At 66.4% G+C, this 16,181-nt stretch carries 11 protein-coding genes; 8 read left to right on the top strand and 3 right to left on the bottom strand.

Annotation, left to right across the window (positions count from 1 at the left end):
• From astD to AB3X95_RS01025, 5 genes are all read left to right on the top strand, one after another.
• Positions 1-1,464, top strand: coding sequence for a succinylglutamate-semialdehyde dehydrogenase (gene astD / locus AB3X95_RS01005; RefSeq protein ID WP_368620453.1), 1,464 nt, complete (start codon positions 1-3; stop codon positions 1,462-1,464).
• 12 nt (positions 1,465-1,476) lie between these two features.
• Positions 1,477-2,817, top strand: coding sequence for an N-succinylarginine dihydrolase (astB, locus tag AB3X95_RS01010; protein ID WP_368620766.1), 1,341 nt, complete (start codon positions 1,477-1,479; stop codon positions 2,815-2,817).
• Positions 2,801-3,871 (top strand): succinylglutamate desuccinylase, encoded by a 1,071-nt coding sequence (astE, locus tag AB3X95_RS01015; RefSeq protein ID WP_368620454.1) that lies wholly within the window; start codon positions 2,801-2,803, stop codon positions 3,869-3,871. Before astB ends, astE begins: the two co-directional genes overlap by 17 nt.
• Before the next feature lie 146 nt (positions 3,872-4,017).
• Positions 4,018-4,812 (top strand): ABC transporter substrate-binding protein, encoded by a 795-nt coding sequence (locus tag AB3X95_RS01020; RefSeq protein ID WP_368620455.1) that lies wholly within the window; start codon positions 4,018-4,020, stop codon positions 4,810-4,812.
• Between the two features lie 249 nt (positions 4,813-5,061).
• Positions 5,062-6,438 carry an EAL and HDOD domain-containing protein gene (locus AB3X95_RS01025; protein ID WP_368620456.1) on the top strand — a complete coding sequence of 459 codons (1,377 nt, stop codon included), beginning with the start codon at positions 5,062-5,064 and terminating at the stop codon, positions 6,436-6,438.
• Between the two features lie 98 nt (positions 6,439-6,536).
• Here AB3X95_RS01025 and AB3X95_RS01030 read toward each other — a convergent pair whose 3' ends face one another.
• Together AB3X95_RS01030 and AB3X95_RS01035 are read right to left on the bottom strand one after the other, a co-directional pair.
• Positions 6,537-7,994 carry an HDOD domain-containing protein gene (locus AB3X95_RS01030; RefSeq protein WP_176120073.1) on the bottom strand — a complete coding sequence of 486 codons (1,458 nt, stop codon included), beginning with the start codon at positions 7,992-7,994 and terminating at the stop codon, positions 6,537-6,539.
• 95 nt (positions 7,995-8,089) lie between these two features.
• Positions 8,090-9,904: a bifunctional diguanylate cyclase/phosphodiesterase gene (locus tag AB3X95_RS01035; protein ID WP_176120072.1), complete on the bottom strand. Its 1,815-nt coding sequence runs from the start codon at positions 9,902-9,904 to the stop codon at positions 8,090-8,092.
• Between the two features lie 353 nt (positions 9,905-10,257).
• On the opposite strand from AB3X95_RS01035, the gene AB3X95_RS01040 reads away from it, so the two are divergent.
• The 3 genes from AB3X95_RS01040 (at position 10,258) to AB3X95_RS01050 (ending at position 12,836) form a co-directional block, all read left to right on the top strand.
• Positions 10,258-11,559 carry an EAL domain-containing protein gene (locus tag AB3X95_RS01040; RefSeq protein WP_176120071.1) on the top strand — a complete coding sequence of 434 codons (1,302 nt, stop codon included), beginning with the start codon at positions 10,258-10,260 and terminating at the stop codon, positions 11,557-11,559.
• A gap of 171 nt (positions 11,560-11,730) precedes the next feature.
• The gene (locus AB3X95_RS01045; protein ID WP_176108949.1) at positions 11,731-12,294 is read left to right on the top strand and encodes a peroxiredoxin; all 564 of its coding nucleotides are present in this window, start codon (positions 11,731-11,733) and stop codon (positions 12,292-12,294) included.
• Between the two features lie 77 nt (positions 12,295-12,371).
• A complete protein-coding gene (locus tag AB3X95_RS01050; RefSeq protein WP_176120069.1) occupies positions 12,372-12,836 on the top strand; it encodes a hypothetical protein in 465 nt (154 codons plus the stop codon).
• 17 nt (positions 12,837-12,853) lie between these two features.
• Here the strand turns inward: AB3X95_RS01050 and AB3X95_RS01055 are convergent, their stop codons facing one another.
• Positions 12,854-16,180, bottom strand: a complete 3,327-nt coding sequence (locus tag AB3X95_RS01055; RefSeq protein ID WP_368620457.1) for an efflux RND transporter permease subunit — start codon at positions 16,178-16,180, stop codon at positions 12,854-12,856.
• Position 16,181 lies beyond the last annotated feature (1 nt).

The raw sequence follows: 16,181 nt of genomic DNA on the forward strand, positions 1-16,181 counted from the left end.
ATGAGCGAGCTTTTCATCGCCGGCGAATGGGTCGCCGGCACAGGACCGGTATTCGCATCGCACAATCCCGGCACGGGCGCGGTGGTGTGGCAAGGCAACAGCGCATCGGCGGACGACGTCGATCGCGCGGTACGCAGCGCGCGCCGCGCATTCGCCGCATGGTCGGCGCTGTCGCTCGACGCGCGTTGCGCGGTGGTGCGCCGCTTCGCCGCGCTCGTGACCGAGCGCAAGGAAGCGCTCGCCGAAGCGATCGGCCGCGAGACCGGCAAGCCGCTGTGGGAAGCGCGCACCGAAGCAGCGTCGATGGCCGCGAAGGTCGAGATCTCCATCCAGTCGTACAACGAGCGCACCGGCGAAAAGCGCACGGCGATGGCGGACGGCACCGCCGTGCTGCGGCATCGTCCGCATGGCGTGGTGGCGGTGTTCGGGCCGTACAACTTCCCGGGCCATCTGCCGAACGGGCATATCGTGCCCGCGCTGATCGCCGGTAACGCGGTCGTGTTCAAGCCGTCCGAACTCGCGCCCGGCGTCGCGGCGCTCACGGTGCAAATCTGGCGCGATGCGGGGCTGCCCGCCGGCGTGCTGAATCTGGTGCAGGGTGAGAAGGACACCGGCGTCGCGCTCGCGAATCACCGGCAGATCGATGGACTGTTCTTTACCGGTAGTTCGGATACGGGAACATTGCTGCACAAACAGTTCGGTGGCCGTCCAGAGATCGTGCTCGCACTCGAAATGGGCGGCAACAACCCGCTCGTGATCGGCCCGGTCGCTGACCTCGACGCCGCCGTGCATCACACGATTCAATCGGCGTTTCTGTCGGCGGGGCAGCGCTGCACGTGCGCGCGCCGCATCTTCGTGCCCGACGATGCGTTCGGCGAGCGTTTCCTCGCGCGCCTGACGGAAGTCACCGCGCGCATCGGCGTCGGCGAATACAACGCCGAGCCGCAGCCGTTCATGGGCGCGGTGGTGTCGGCGCGCGCGGCCTCGCGTTTGATCAGCGCGCAGCAACGTCTGCTCGCGAGCGGCGCGAAGGCACTGTTGAAGATGGAGCAGCGCGATCCGCAACTCGGCTTCGTGACGCCCGCGATTCTCGACGTGACCGAAGTGAAGGACTTGCCCGACGAGGAGCACTTCGGCCCGCTCGCGCAGATCATCCGCTACCGCAACTTCGACGATGCGCTCGAACAGGCGAACGATACGCAGTTCGGTCTGTCCGCGGGCCTGCTCGCCGACGACGAAGCGCTGTGGACGCATTTCCAGCGCACGATTCGCGCGGGCATCGTCAACTGGAACCGGCCGACCAATGGCGCTTCGTCGGGTGCGCCGTTCGGCGGGCCAGGCCGCTCGGGCAACCATCGGCCGAGCGCGTACTATGCGGCCGATTACTGCGCGTACCCGATGGCCTCTGTCGAAAGCGCGCAACTGAACATGCCCGCGAGCGTCTCGCCGGGCCTTCAATTCTAAGGATCGACGATGCTGCAAGCCACTGAAGCCAATTTCGACGGCCTGGTCGGCCCGACTCACAACTACGCGGGCTTGTCATTCGGCAATGTCGCGTCGCAGAGTAACGAGAAGTCGGTCGCGAATCCGAAGGCCGCCGCGCGCCAGGGTCTGCGCAAGATGAAGCAGTTGGCGGACCTCGGCTTTCATCAGGGCGTGCTGCCGCCGCAAGAGCGTCCGTCGATGCGTCTGTTGCGCGAGCTCGGTTTTTCCGGCGACGACGCTTCGGTGATCGAGCGCGTCGCGAAGAACGCGCCCGAACTGCTCGCGGCGGCGAGTTCAGCATCCGCGATGTGGACCGCGAATGCGGCGACGGTGAGCCCGTCCGCGGATACGCACGACGGCCGCGTGCATTTCACGCCGGCCAATCTGTGCAGCAAGCTGCATCGCGCGATCGAGCATGAATCGACGCGCCGCACGCTGCGGGCGATGTTCAGCGACACCGACCGCTTCGTGGTGCACGAGGCGCTGCCCGGCACGCCCGCGCTCGGCGACGAGGGCGCGGCGAATCACACGCGCTTTTGCGAGCAATACCGGGCGCGCGGCGTCGAATTCTTCGTGTATGGCCGCAGCGAGTATCGTCGCGGGCCGGAGCCGAAGCGCTATCCGGCGCGTCAGACGTTCGAGGCGAGCCGCGCGGTCGCGCATCGTCATGGCTTGCAGGACGCGGCGACCGTCTATGCGCAGCAGAACCCGGAAGTGATCGACGCGGGCGTGTTCCATAACGACGTGATCGCGGTCGGCAATCGCAACACGCTGTTCTGCCATCAGCTCGCGTTCGTCGATCAGCAAGCGGTGTACGACGAGTTGCGCTCGAAGCTAGCGAGCCTTCACGCGAGCTTTAACGTGATCGAAGTGCCCGACGCGCAGGTCAGCGTCGCCGATGCGGTGACGTCGTATCTGTTCAACAGCCAGCTGCTGACTCGGCCCGATGGCAAGCAGGTGCTGGTCGTGCCGCAGGAGTGCCGCGAAAATCCGCGCGTCGCCGCGTACCTGGATGAGCTGACTTCGCACAGCGGTCCGATCGACGAAGTGCTCGTGTTCGATCTGCGCGAGAGCATGAAGAACGGTGGCGGCCCCGCCTGTCTGCGTCTGCGCGTCGTACTCGACGACACCGAGCGCGCGGCGGTCGCGCCGGGCGTGTGGATCGACGACACGCTGTTCGGCCGACTCGATGCGTGGATCGAAAAGCACTATCGCGATCGTCTCGCACCGGCCGATCTCAGCGATCCGCAACTGCTGGTCGAATCGCGCACCGCGCTCGATGACCTGACGCAAATCCTCGCTCTGGGCTCGCTGTATGACTTCCAGCGCTGATTACGCGATGTCCGCCCCGAGCACGATGCTCGACGATTTTCTCGCGTGGACGCTCGCGGGTTCGCGGCCTGCCGCGCATCAAGCGCAAGGCACGTGTGCGAACGGTGTGCGCTGGACGTGGCAGGGCGACGGCGTGCTCGTCATCGAGCCCGCGCAGCAGCATGCGGGCGTGCGCAGCGTGCTCGTCTCGGCCGGCGTGCATGGCGACGAGACCGCGCCGATCGAACTGCTGTCGCGCATCGTCGCCGATATCGCACACGGCCGCGCGGCGCTCGCGTGCCGGCTGCTCGTGATTCTCGGCAACATCGATGCGATGCGCGACGGCGGCCGCTATCGCGACGACGATCTGAACCGGCTGTTCAGCGGCCGTCATCTGCAACTGCCGCACAGTCACGAAGCGCCGCGCGCGGCCGCGCTCGAACAGGCCGCGACGCGCTTTTTCGCGGACGCGTCCGACGCGCCCGGCGCGCGCTGGCATATCGACATGCATACAGCGATCCGCGCGTCGGTATTCGAGCGCTTCGCGCTGTTGCCGCATACCGGCAAGCCCTTTTCGCGCGCGATGTTCGAATGGCTCGGCGACGCGCGCATCAGTGCGGTGCTGCTGCACACGACGAAGGGCAACACCTATTCGCACTTCACCGCGCAAGCGTGCGGCGCTGATGCGTGCACGCTCGAACTCGGCAAAGTGCGGCCGTTCGGCCAGAACGACCTGACGCGCTTCGAGGGCGCGGATCTCGCGATGCGCGCGCTGCTCGCCGGCACGCGAATGAACGCACGAGGCGACGCGCAAGCTGCGCTGCCGCGCGTGTTCACCGTCGTCGAGCAGCTGACCAAGCAAAGCGACGCATTCGAGTTGCTGCTCGCGCCCGACGTGCCGAACTTCACGCCGCTCGCCAAGGGCACGCTGCTCGCGCGCGACGGCGACTATCAATACACGGTGCAGCGCGACGAAGAGCGCATCGTGTTTCCGAACCCGGCGGTCAAGCCCGGCCTGCGTGCCGGTCTGCTCGTCGTCGATACCACCGCCGAGACGCTGCCCAAGCTTGTCTAGACAGGTTCCGTGTACAATCGCCGGCTTCGCGGCTGACGCATCTACCGGTTACGCCGGCCGCGCGAGTCCGAAGCGCGGCAGGCGTAATCCGCCTGTGCGCGCCGAATCGGCTCCGTTTCAGTCAACACCGTAAAGGAACACCCGTAATGAAGAAGAATTGGCCCAACCTGGCCGCGCTCGCGCTGTTCGCGACGGCGGCGTTGAGCGCAGGCAGCGCGTCGTCGGCTGAGATCAAGGAAGTGCGCTTCGGCGTCGAGGCTTCGTATGCGCCGTTCGAATCGAAGTCGCCCGCGGGCGAGCTGCAGGGCTTCGATATCGACGTCGGCAATGCCGTGTGCGCGAAGCTGAAGGCCAGATGCGTGTGGGTCGAGAATTCGTTCGACGGCCTGATCCCGGCGCTCGAAGCGCGCAAGTTCAGCGCGATCAACTCGGACATGACGATCACCGACCAGCGTCGCCAGGCGATCGACTTCACCGATCCGATCTACAAGATCCCGAATCAGATGATCGCGAAGAAGGGCAGCGCTCTGCAGCCGACGCCCGCATCGCTGAAGGGCAAGCACGTCGGCGTGCTGCAGGGCACGATCCAGGAAACCTATGCGAAGGCGCGCTGGGCGCCGGCCGGTGTCGATGTCGTGCCGTATCAGACCCAGGACCAGATTTACGCGGACCTCGCGTCGGGTCGTCTCGACGCGTCGTTCCAGGACGCCGAGGCGGCATCGAAGGGCTTTCTGAAGAAACCGCAGGGCGCGGGCTTCGAGTTCGCCGGTCCGGCCGTAAGCGACGACAAGCTGCTCGGCGCGGGTGTCGGCTACGGTGTGCGCAAGAACGACAAGGCGCTCAAGGATGCGCTGAACGGCGCGTTGAAGGATCTGAAGGCCGATGGCACGATCGACCGCCTCGCCGCCAAATACTTCGACGTGAAAGTCGTGCTGAAGTAACGCGGCATCGAAATGTGCAAAACGGCCGCTGATGCGGCCGTTTTGCTTTTTGTACGCGGGTCGCAAACGTTCAACAAATATTTCGAGATATTGCCCTGTAAGCCTGTTCGTGGCCAATGACGCTGCGATAAAATTGCGACGCACGTTGCCGCGCGTCGACGAGCTTCCAACGTCACTGAAATGCGCTTACGTGCAGCGAAAAAACAGAACATAGGGCCAGGCGCCAGCGGCGCCGAGCGGGGGACTGGAATGACCACCATCGCAATCGAGACTCTGAGCCACGGCGGCACGACCGACGACGCGTCGCTCATCGCCAGCTACGCGCGGCAGCCCATTCTGAATCGGGACGGCATGCTGTGCGGTTACGAGATCAAGGTGCGTGCGCCCGAGCTGCCGCTCGCCGACGCGGACCTCAGCGCCCCACGAACCCCTACCGATCTTCATCCCAACGCCGATGCGTTGCCGGGTCGCGCGCCTACGCCGGTGCAGCGCGTGGCGCGCGCGATCGTGCGCGGGCTCGTGCAAAGCGACGTGCGCGGCGCGCTGACTGGCCATCCGGCCTACGTCGACGTGAGCCGCGAGCTGCTGCTCGATGACGCAATCCTGCGACTGCCCGCGGAACGCTTCATGCTCGAGCTGCCTTCATCGCTCGAAGTCGATGACGAGTTGATCGCGCGTCTCGTGTATCTGCATGGCCGCCGCTATCGCTTCGCGCTCGACGACGTCACGCAGCCCAACGAGACTTTCGCGAAGCTGCTGCCGTACGCCGAAGTCGTCAAGATCGACGTCCCGCGCACGCCGCGCGCGCTGTTGCCGAAGCTCGCGAGCGTGCTGAAGTCGGCGGGCAAACTGCTGCTCGCATCGGGTGTCGATGCGCAGGCCGACTTCGAAACGGTGCATGAGCTCGGCTTCGACCGCTTCCAGGGCTATTACTTCGCGCGGGCGCAAAGCGCATCGAGTCGCAGCGTCAGCGCGCCGCGCCACGCGCTGCTCAATCTGCTGCAACTGCTCGCGGGCGACCCGACGGTCGCGCAGCTCGAAGCCGAGCTCAAGCTGAATCCGGTGCTCGTCATGCATCTGATGAAGCTCGCGAATTCGAGCGGCCTCGCGGTCGGTCACAAGGTGACGACGCTGCGCGACGCGATCAACGCGACGGGCACCGATCGCATCGCGCGCTGGACGCAACTGCTGCTCTACGCCGACGGCCGCAAAGTTGCGCTCGAAGACGACCCTCTGCTGCAACTCGCGGCCACGCGCGCGCGCTTCATGGAGCTCGCGATCGAACGCATGCCCGAAGCGGGCCGCGACGAAGCCGACGCGGCCTTCCTGACCGGCGTGTTTTCGTTCGTCGATGCGGTGTTCGGTGGCTCGCTCGAAAAAACGCTGAACATCCTCACGCTGTCGCGGCCGATTCAAGCCGCAATCCTGCATCGCGAGGGCAGGCTGGGTCTGCTGCTGAGCGCGGTCGAGGCGCTCGAAGGCGGCGCATGGGAGCGCGTCGCCACGCTGTCCGAACGTCTTGCGCCGTTGACGCTGGAAGACGTCGCGCAGATGGGTCTCGCGGCCGGCGCATGGGCCGGTGTCGCGGATCGCAGCGCGCAAGGGCTGGAGCGGATCGAGGATTGAGTGGGGTGAAAGCCCCACAGATGCCCGGATAAAATCGTTTTCGGGCAAACACGGAAAGAATCGAGTGAAGCAGAGTGATCAGCGATCACGCCAGGTCTTCACATCGTCTCCATTTCCCGCATCTGCCCCTGGCCGAAAAAACGTCCTAACTCCTTTGCCAGTTCGTTGAGCACGCCCATCTCCTTCTGTGAGATGCGGCGCGCCTCCTGCGTATGCGACCAGTCGCCGTAGAGCAGCGCGACGGTCTGATCGGTTTCGTCGATGATCGGCAGCAGCACGAACGCGCGCGCGTCGTCGAACGAGCGCCGGAACCACTCGGGCAGCCGCGCGACCATCTTCGGATCGCGCGCATTCTCGATGAAGATGCCAACCGAGTTCGCGATCGCGAGATGAAACACATCGGGCTCGAACGCGGTGCTGAACGCGAGCTTCGGCAGCGCCGCGTCGATCTTCGGCCCGAAGCCGATGCGCGCCCTGAACGTGCCGTTGCTATGCTTGACGTAGACCACGGTGCGCGCGAAGCCGAGCGCCGCGAGCACGGTCTCGGCGGCCATCGCGAGCGCCGGCGCGAGCGGGCTGCCTTCGGGCAGGTCGCGCAGATCCTTCACCCCGACCTCGATGCGCGCCTCGGGCGTGAGCGCCTCGCGCGCGATCGCATCGGCATTGGCGCGCAGCTCGACGATTTCGCGCATCACGCTGTCGCCGCCATCCTCGCGCGCGAGCGCGACGCTCATCTGCAGCAGCACTTCGGGGTCGGTGTTCAGCGCGCTGCCGTACTCGTGCGCAAGCTCGCCGATGCGCGCCTCGCGCTCGCCCTCGGGCATGTTCTGCTGCGTGAGCACGTCGGCGACCGCGGTCGAGTAGTTGGTGATCGCGCGCAGCCACTGCACCTGGCGCGGTTGCGTCACGTCTTCCGGATCGAACTCGCCCATGCCGGAGCGGATCGTGTCGGGCAGGCGCCAGCGCACCGCGGCTTCGGCGCCGATTTCATCGAAGGTTACGCCGAGCACGAGCACGCACGCATCGGCTTCGAGTGCGCCGCCGTCGATATGGCGGCGAATCTGGTCCCACTCGGCGTCGAGATAGAACACGACCAGCAGCTTGCCGATCTGCCGCATCAGCGTGCAGACCACCGCTTCCTCGCCGGCGCGCAGGTCGCCGCGCTCGGTCAGCTTGCGCGCGACGCAGCCCGACAGCAGCGTGCGGTTCAATTCGAGTTTCGCGTCGATCCGGCGCGGCGCGCTTTGATGAAAGTGATCGACGATCTTCAGACCGACTACGAGGTGACCGACCGCATCCATGCCGAGCACCATCAGCGCGCGTGACACGGTCGTGATATTGCCGCCGAACGCCATGTACATCGCCGAGTTCGCGAGCCGCAGCACCTTCTGCGTGAGCGCGAAGTCCGACAGCACCACTTGCACGAGGCCGGTGAAGTCGAGGTCGTCGTTGGTCACTGCCGCCATGGTGGTGCGCAGCGATTGCGACAGCATAGGGAAATCGCCGCGCTCGCTCATTCGCGTCCAGAGCCGGTCGAGCACTGCCGCCTTTACCATGTGTGTCCCGCAAATGCCATACGTGTTCCAGTGAATGCCGTGCCGGTCGCAAGCCGGCTTGTTGCGCTGCCTGGGCGTCGTGTCCGCATCGCCCGTTATGCGCCGTGCAGCTGAAGCTCGCGCGTTTCGAAGCGCTGCGCAAGCTCTTCGGACGGCAGCGCCTTGCAGACGAGCCAGCCCTGAATGTGATCGCAGCCCATCTCGGTGAGCAGGGTGCGCTGCGCTTCCGTTTCGACGCCCTCGGCAACCAGTTCGAGATCGAGCGTCTGCGCAAGGCCTACGACAGCGCTAACGATTGCCTGATCGTTTCGCGAGGTTAGCAGATTCTCGACGAAACTCCGGTCGATCTTCAGCTTCGCGAGCGGAAAGCGCTGCAGGTACGCGAGGCTCGAATAGCCGGTGCCGAAGTCGTCGACGGCGAAGCGGATGCCCATCGCGGTCAGGTCTTCGAGCAAGCCCTTCGCGTGTGCCGGGTCGTGCATCAGCAGACTTTCCGTGATCTCGAATACGAGCCGGCGCGGATCGATGCCGGTCAGCTCGATCGCCTCGCGCACCGAGTCCTTGAAGCGCGGATCGCGAAACTGCTGCGGCGACACGTTGACGGCCACGTACTGCAGCGGAATGCCCTTCGCGTCCCACTGGATCAGCTGCATGCACGCGACCTTCATCACCCAGTTGCCGAGGAAGTTGATGAGCCCAATCGACTCCGCGAGCGGAATGAACATCGACGGCGGCACGAGGCCATGCACCGGATGCGTCCAGCGGATCAACGCCTCGACACCGACCACGCCCCGCGTGCGGCTGCTCGTGATCGGCTGGAAGTGTAGCGAAAACTCGCCGTTGCGTACGCCGTCGTAGAGGTCGGCCTCGAGTTTCAGACGCTCGGCGTCGGCCGGGTTGTCGTCGGGCACGTAGAACGCGAGCGTGTTGCCGCCCGCGGCCTTTGCCTGCAACAGCGCGTGGTCGGCCCAGCGCAGCAGGTGCGTGTCGTGGCCGCCGGTGTCGTTGGCGTGGCGCACGTCCGGGTAGAGCGCGATGCCGATGCTGGCCGACAGGTGGACCTGCTGACCCTTGAAAACATACGGCTGCTGGATCGCGGTCAACAGACGCCGCGCCAGCGCTTCGGCTGCCGCCGCCGCGTCGGTGCGGCTCGCGGCCGGCTTCACGAGGATCGCGAACTCGTCGCTGGCGACGCGCGCGATCGTTTCGTTCGGGCTCGTCATGTTCAACAGGCGCCGCGAGGTGTCGCGCAGCATCTCGTCGCCGGCGTCGTAGCCGAGCGCGCGGTTCACCCGCTGATAGTCGTCGAGATCGAGCAGCAGCAGCGCGACCGGCGTGCCGTGCGCGTCGGCCTTCTGTTGTGCGTCGAGCAGCGCGTGCACCAGACCCGACTGGTTCGGCAGACTGGTCAGCCGGTCCAGATGCAGCGCCTGGGTCAGCCGCTCTTCGGTGGCGCGCCACGACGACACGTCGAAGCCGGCGATAGCGTAGCCGTCGACGCCGTCGTGGTTGCTGCGCACGACCCGCAGTTCGACCGTGATCGGATAGGTGAGCGACTTGACGAGCCCGAGCGTCGCTTTCTCGACGTTGCCCGAGGCCGCCGCCTGCTTGAGCAGCGCATCGAGGCGCGGCACGTCGGCGGGCGCGACCAGATCGTGCAGCGTCGCGGTCTTCAGGTATTCGCGGTGATAGCCGATGAAGCGCAGGCTCGCGTCGGACACGTAGATGAAGCGCAACGCATCGTCGACGTGCGCTAGCAGGTCGACCGCGCCGACCACCTGTTCCAGTGGAGGCGGGCGGTTGGCGCTGCTCGGCCGGTCGTCGTCCTCGCGCCGGCCGAACGCCCGCAGCCGGTCGATGACCGTGCGCAAGGAGCCCCGGCGGGGCGCGGTGATCGTGTTCGCTTCCATGTTCGTCGCTGGCAACCTGGGTTCGTCCGCGGGCGGGGCTGCTTGTCCGCCGGTCCGGGCGGCCGGGAGATAGCAGCCCGCCCTATCAGAACGAGATAACGACGCAAGCGGGGAAATCTTTAGCGGCGCGCGCAGAAAAACATCCGGTAAGGAGATGCGCGGTTCAGTCGCCGGGACGATTCGGTTAAAGTGACGCTGATTCGCGGCCGTTAATACGGCGAATCTCCCTTAGTTTGGCGACGCTGATGGCGTCGCGCTGCGTCGACTTCCAAACCTTGCACCGATGATCCATCTTCGAACGCTCCGTCATCAGGTCCGCCAGCGCCGCACGGCCCGTCCCGCGGGACGTCGAGGTGCGTGATGTCGTCGCCGGCGCGTCGGCCGGCTATCCTGAGCGCGGGGACCCGGACGCGGTCCCGCAGTATGTCTACGTCGGCCGCCAGCCGATTCTGGATCGCGATGGGGCGCTGCACGCGTACGAGCTGCTGTTCCGCGCCGGCACCTATAACTACGCCGAAATCAGCGACGACGCGCAGGCCACCGCGCAGGTGGTCGCGCGCACGATCGGCGGAATCGGCGTGCCGGCCGTGCTCGGCCAGCATCGCGGCTTCGTCAATATCGACCGCGCGCTGCTCTTTAGCGACATCGTCCATCTGATGCCGCCCGAGCGCTTCGTGCTCGAAATCCTCGAAACCGTGCGTTACGACGCTTCGCTCGCGCGTCGGCTCGACGAGCTGCACTGCGCCGGCTTCCAGGTCGCGCTCGACGACGTGCACGACCTGACCGACGAGCTGAGGGCGATGCTGCCGTACGCCGACATCGTCAAGATCGACTTTCTGCAAACGCCGCGCCGCAAGGTCGCCGAGCTCGCGTCGGCCTTGCGCGGCTACGGCAAGACGCTGCTCGCCGAGAAGGTCGAATCGCGCGAGGACTTCGCGCTCGCGCACGAACTCGGCTTCGATCTGTTTCAGGGCTACTTCTTCGCGCGGCCGCAGGTGCTGGCCGCGCCGCGCAACCGCTCGCTGCGCCCGGGCCTATTGCGGTTGCTCGCGCTGCTGTCGCGCGACGCCGGCATCGTCGAGCTCGAGGCGGAGCTGAAGGTCAATCCGGGCGTGGTCGTGCAACTGCTGCGGCTCGTCAATTCGAGCGCGTTCGGCCTCGGGCGCAATATCGCGTCGCTGCGCGAGGCGATCATCGCGACCGGCACGCGGCAAATCGCGCGCTGGGCGCAACTGCTGCTGTACGCGGATACCGGCGACCTGCCGTGGCGCGCCGATCCGCTCGTGCAACTGGCCGCGACGCGCTCGCGCTTCATGGAGCTTGCCGCGAACTGGCTGCGTCCGGCCGACGGCGAATTCGCCGATGCCGCGTTCATGACCGGGATTTTCTCGCTGGTGCATATCGTGCTCGACAGCACCCCGGACGCGGTCCTCGAAAAGCTCGGCCTCGCGCCGCAGATCCGCGAGGCGATCGTCGCGCGCAAGGGCGAGCTGGGTGCGCTGCTGCTGATCGCCGAGGTCGCGGGCGAGGGCGGCGACGCCGCGCCGGTCGCGACGGCGGCGGGCTTTCACGCGCTGACGCCCGAGGTGCTATCGCAGCTGAACCTGTCGGCGGCGGCGTGGTTCGGCGCGCACGTGGCGGAGCCGGACGCCTGATGCGCCGGGCCCGCGCGCCGCATCCTTTCGATTGGCTTGTGGTCCTGGCGGCGACCGACGCCGCGTGCGCATCCGTGGTCCAATAGAACGTTCAGCGGTGGCCTGTGACGCCGGCCGAAGCTGTCTTCGATGGACGGGATCAACTGCGTGCGCTCACGCATGGAGGAGCAGATGAAGACAAAACACATACCGGCGGTATTGGCCGCCGTCATGGCGTTCGGATTCGCAATGCATTCGCCGCTCGCCTCGGCAACCCTGAAGCCCGGCGATACGGCGCCGGCGTTCACCGCCGAGGCCTCGCTCGGCGGCAAGACCTACACGTATTCGCTGGCCGATCAGCTGAAGAAGGGGCCGGTCGTGCTGTACTTCTATCCGGCCGCGTTCACGAAGGGCTGCACGATCGAGGCGCACGAATTCGCCGATGCGGTCGACGAATACAAGAAGTACGGTGCGACGGTGATCGGTGTATCACACGACAACATCGATACGCTGACGAAGTTCTCGGTCAGCGAATGCCGCAGCAAATTTCCGGTCGCGGCCGACGCCGACGCGAAGGTGATCGACGCATACGACGCGGCCATGCCGATGAAGGCCGGCATGGCGAATCGCGTGTCATACGTGATCTCGCCCGAAGGCAAGATCATCTATGAGTACACGAGCCTGCAGCCCGACAAGCATGTCGAGAACACGCTGAACGCGCTCAAGGAATGGGCGGCCGCGCACAAGGGGCAGTGAAGGGGCCGCGCGCGGCATCGCGCATTGCTAGTGTCACGCCCGTGCCAGGCTGAAACCATTTACCGGATGAGCTTGCGATGCCGATTCTCGTTGCGTTGATCGCACTGGTCGCGCTGGGATACGGCGCGGTACGCGCCTTCGATGCGCTGCAGGCCGGTTTCGGGCTGGCGGTGGCGGAAAGCGTGGCGGTCCTGGTTGCGTTGCTGATTGCCGGTGCGCTCGCTTACTGGCGGCAGCGGCGCCGCGAAGTCGCGCCGAACGTGCGCGACGGCGACTGGACGCACGAGCTGAAGGGCAGTTGGGGATTGGTGCGGCTCGCGGCGGGCAAGCGGCTCTGCGAGATTCGCGTCGGCGACGAGCAGGGTGCGTATATCTTCGCGGATCTGCTCGGCGCCGAAGCACAAGGCCGCGACGCGCAGGCGCGGCTCGCCGTGAAGGTCAAGGACGCACGGCGCGGCGAGTGGCTCGTGCCGATGTCGAACGAGCGGATGGCGCGCCGATGGCAGCGGATTTTCTCGCTGGCCATCGAGCAGAAGCTGTGAGCGCCACCTTCACGACATCATGACGAGGTCGGCGCCGCGCCACCCGTGCGGCGCGCCTTTCTCGCCTCCCAGCGCACGCGGATGCGATCCAGGTACAGATACACGACCGGCGTCGTATAGAGGGTCAGCATCTGGCTGACGATCAGCCCACCGACGATCGAAATACCGAGCGGCGCGCGCATCTCCGCGCCTTCGCCGCTGCCGAACGCGAGCGGCAATGCGCCGAGCATCGCGGCGAAGGTGGTCATCATGATCGGCCGGAAGCGCAGCAGACAGGCCTGGTGGATCGCGTCGCGCGAGGACAGCCCTTTGCGCGACGCGTCGATCGCGAAGTCCACCATCATGATCGCGTTCTTCTTGACGATGCCGATCAGCAGGATCACGCCGATCAGCGCGATGATGCTGAACTCGGTGTTGAACAGCAGCAGCGCGAGCAGCGCGCCGACGCCCGCGGACGGCAGCGTCGACAGGATCGTCAGCGGATGGATGTAGCTCTCGTACAGGATGCCGAGCACGATATACACCGCCGCGAGCGCGGCGAGGATCAGGATCGGCTGATCGGACATCGACTGCTGGAACGCCTGCGCGGTGCCCTGGAAGCTGCCGTGAATCGTGGCGGGCATGCCGATCTCGGCCATCGTGTCGTAGATCACCTGCGTGGCGGTGGACAGCGAGACGCCCGGCGGCAGGTTGAATGAAATCGTCGAGGCGACGAACTGGCTCTGGTGATTGACCGACAGCGGTGTGGTGCCCGGCCCGAAGCTGGCGATCGCCGACAGCGGCACCATCGTTTCCTTCGCGATCGACACCGGCGAGCCCGACGACGCGCTCGACTTGCCGCTCGCCGCGATCGAGTTGATCGCCTGGTTGCGCGCGGAGTCGGCCGCGATGCTGGCCGCGCTCGTCGCGGTGGTGGCTGCCGTGCCGCCGGTTGCGGCGCCACTCGTCGTGGCCGCCGTGCTGGTCGCCTTCGTTACAGTGCCGGCCGGCGCATTGGTGGTCTGCGCGCCGCTCGCGCTGCCGCCCGAGGTGCTGACGTAAATCTGGCTCAGCATTTCCGGGCTCTCCCAGTAGCGCGGCGCGACTTCCATCACCACGTGATACTGGTTCAGCGGGTTGTAGATCGTCGATACCTGGCGCTGGCCGAACGCGTCGTACAGCGTGTTGTCGATCTGCGAGGGCTTGATGCCGAGGCGCGCGGCGGTGGCGCGGTCGATCGTCACCATCGCCTCGAGACCGCCTTGCTGCTGGTCGGAGTTCACGTCCGCGAGTTCCTTGCGAGCCTGCAGCGCCTCGGTGAGCTTCGGCCCCCACTTGTACAGATCGGGCGTCGAGTCCGCGAGCAGCGTGAACTGGTACTGCGCGTTCGATTGCCGGCCGCCGACGCGGATGTCCTGCACCGCCTGCAGGAAGGTGCGCGCGCCGGCCACGTCGCCGAGCGGCGCGCGCAACTGCTGGATCACCTGGTCGGCGGACAGCTTGCGTTCGCTCTTCGGCTTCAGCGACAGGAACATGAAGCCCGAGTTGGTCTGCCGGCCGCCGGTGAAGCCGACCACGCTGTCGACCGCCGGGTTCTTGCTGACGATGTCCATCATCTGCGAGAACTTGCCCTTCATCGCCTGGAACGACGTGCTCTGGTCGGCCTGGATGCCGCCGATCATGCGCCCGGTGTCCTGCTGCGGGAAGAAGCCTTTCGGCACGATGATGTAGAGCGCGACGTTCAGCCCGATGGTCAGCAGCAGCACGAGCAGGATCAGCCGCGGATGCCGCAGCGCCCAGCCGAGCGTGCGCTCGTAGCCGCGCTGCATCGACGTGAAGCCGCGTTCGAGCCAGCGGCCGAGGCGGCTTTCCTGTTGCTTCTCGTGCGGCTCGCGCAGCAGGCGCGAGCACATCATCGGCGTGAGCGTCAGCGAGACGATCAGTGACACCGCGATTGCGAGCGACAGCGTCAGCGCGAACTCGCGGAACAGCCGCCCGACGATGCCGCCCATCAGCAGGATCGGCAGGAACACGGCGACGAGCGAGATGCTGATCGACATCACCGTGAAGCCGACCTCGCGCGCGCCGAGGAACGCGGCCTTCATGCGCGGCACGCCGTCTTCGATGTGGCGCGAGATGTTTTCGAGCACCACGATCGCGTCGTCGACGACGAAGCCGGTCGCGATGGTCAGCGCCATCAGCGACAGATTGTCGAGCGAGAAGCCCATCAGGTACATCGCGCCGAACGTGCCGATGATCGAGATCGGCACGGCCACGCTCGGAATCAGCGTGGCGCGCCAGTTGCGCAGGAACAGGAACACGACCATCACGACCAGCGCGACCGCGATCACGAGCGTGCGCTGGGTGTCTTTCAGCGACGCGCGAATCGTCGTGGAGCGGTCCGAGGTCGGCGAGATTTCGACGTCTGCGGGCAGCGATGCATGCAGTTGCGGCAGCATCGCCTTCACGCGGTCGACGGTCTCGATGATGTTGGCGCCCGGCTGCCGGTACAGGATCACGAGCACCGCGTGCTTGCCGTTGAAGAGGCCGAGGTTGCGCAGGTCCTCGACCGAATCGACGACCTCGCCCATGTCGGCGAGTTTGACCGGCGCGCCATTGCGATAGGCGATGACGAGATCCTTGTATTGCGACGCCTTGGTGGCCTGGTCGTTGGTGTACAGCTGCACGCGGTTCTCGCCGAACTCGATCGCTCCTTTCGGGCTGTTCGCGTTGGCCGAGGCGAGCGCCGCGCGCACGTCCTCGAGGCCGATGCCGTAATGCGACAGCGCATGCGGCGTCAGCTCGACGCGTACGGCCGGATTCGCCGAGCCGCTCACGTCCACTTCGCCGACCCCCTGCACCTGCGACAGCGACTGCTGCAGCACCGTGGCGGCCGAATCGTAGAGCTGGCCGGGCGTGCGCGTGCTCGACGTCAGCGCGAGAATCAGGATCGGCGCGTCGGCCGGGTTGACCTTGTGGTAGGTCGGATTGCTGCGCAGGCTCGCGGGCAGGTCGGCGCGCGCCGCGTTGATCGCCGCCTGCACGTCGCGCGCGGCGCCGTCGATGTCGCGGTTCAAGCCGAACTGCATCGTGATGCGCGTCGAGCCGACCGAGCTTTGCGACGTCATCTCGGTGACGTCGGCGATCGAGCCGAGATGCCGCTCGAGCGGACTCGCGACGCTGGTCGCGACGGTCTCCGGGCTCGCGCCCGGCAGCGTCGCCTGCACCGAGATGGTCGGGAAGTCGACCTGCGGCAGCGGCGCCACCGGCAGCTTGGTGAACGCGAACACGCCCGACAGCGCGATGCCGATCGCCAGCAGCGTGGTGGCGACCGGGCGGGAAATAAACGGACGCGACAGGTTCATC

It is taken from the genome of Paraburkholderia sp. BR13444, assembly GCF_040948755.1.
Taxonomy (GTDB): Bacteria; Pseudomonadota; Gammaproteobacteria; order Burkholderiales; family Burkholderiaceae; genus Paraburkholderia; species Paraburkholderia youngii.

Coding starts and splice junctions, on each gene's coding strand:
- astD (WP_368620453.1), top strand. CDS start 1: ATGAGCGAGCTTTTCATCGCCGGCGAATGGGTCGCCGGCACAGGACCG.
- astE (WP_368620454.1), top strand. CDS start 2,801: ATGACTTCCAGCGCTGATTACGCGATGTCCGCCCCGAGCACGATGCTC.
- AB3X95_RS01020 (WP_368620455.1), top strand. CDS start 4,018: ATGAAGAAGAATTGGCCCAACCTGGCCGCGCTCGCGCTGTTCGCGACG.
- AB3X95_RS01025 (WP_368620456.1), top strand. CDS start 5,062: ATGACCACCATCGCAATCGAGACTCTGAGCCACGGCGGCACGACCGAC.
- AB3X95_RS01030 (WP_176120073.1), bottom strand. CDS start 7,994: ATGGTAAAGGCGGCAGTGCTCGACCGGCTCTGGACGCGAATGAGCGAG.
- AB3X95_RS01035 (WP_176120072.1), bottom strand. CDS start 9,904: ATGGAAGCGAACACGATCACCGCGCCCCGCCGGGGCTCCTTGCGCACG.
- AB3X95_RS01045 (WP_176108949.1), top strand. CDS start 11,731: ATGAAGACAAAACACATACCGGCGGTATTGGCCGCCGTCATGGCGTTC.
- AB3X95_RS01050 (WP_176120069.1), top strand. CDS start 12,372: ATGCCGATTCTCGTTGCGTTGATCGCACTGGTCGCGCTGGGATACGGC.
- AB3X95_RS01055 (WP_368620457.1), bottom strand. CDS start 16,180: ATGAACCTGTCGCGTCCGTTTATTTCCCGCCCGGTCGCCACCACGCTG.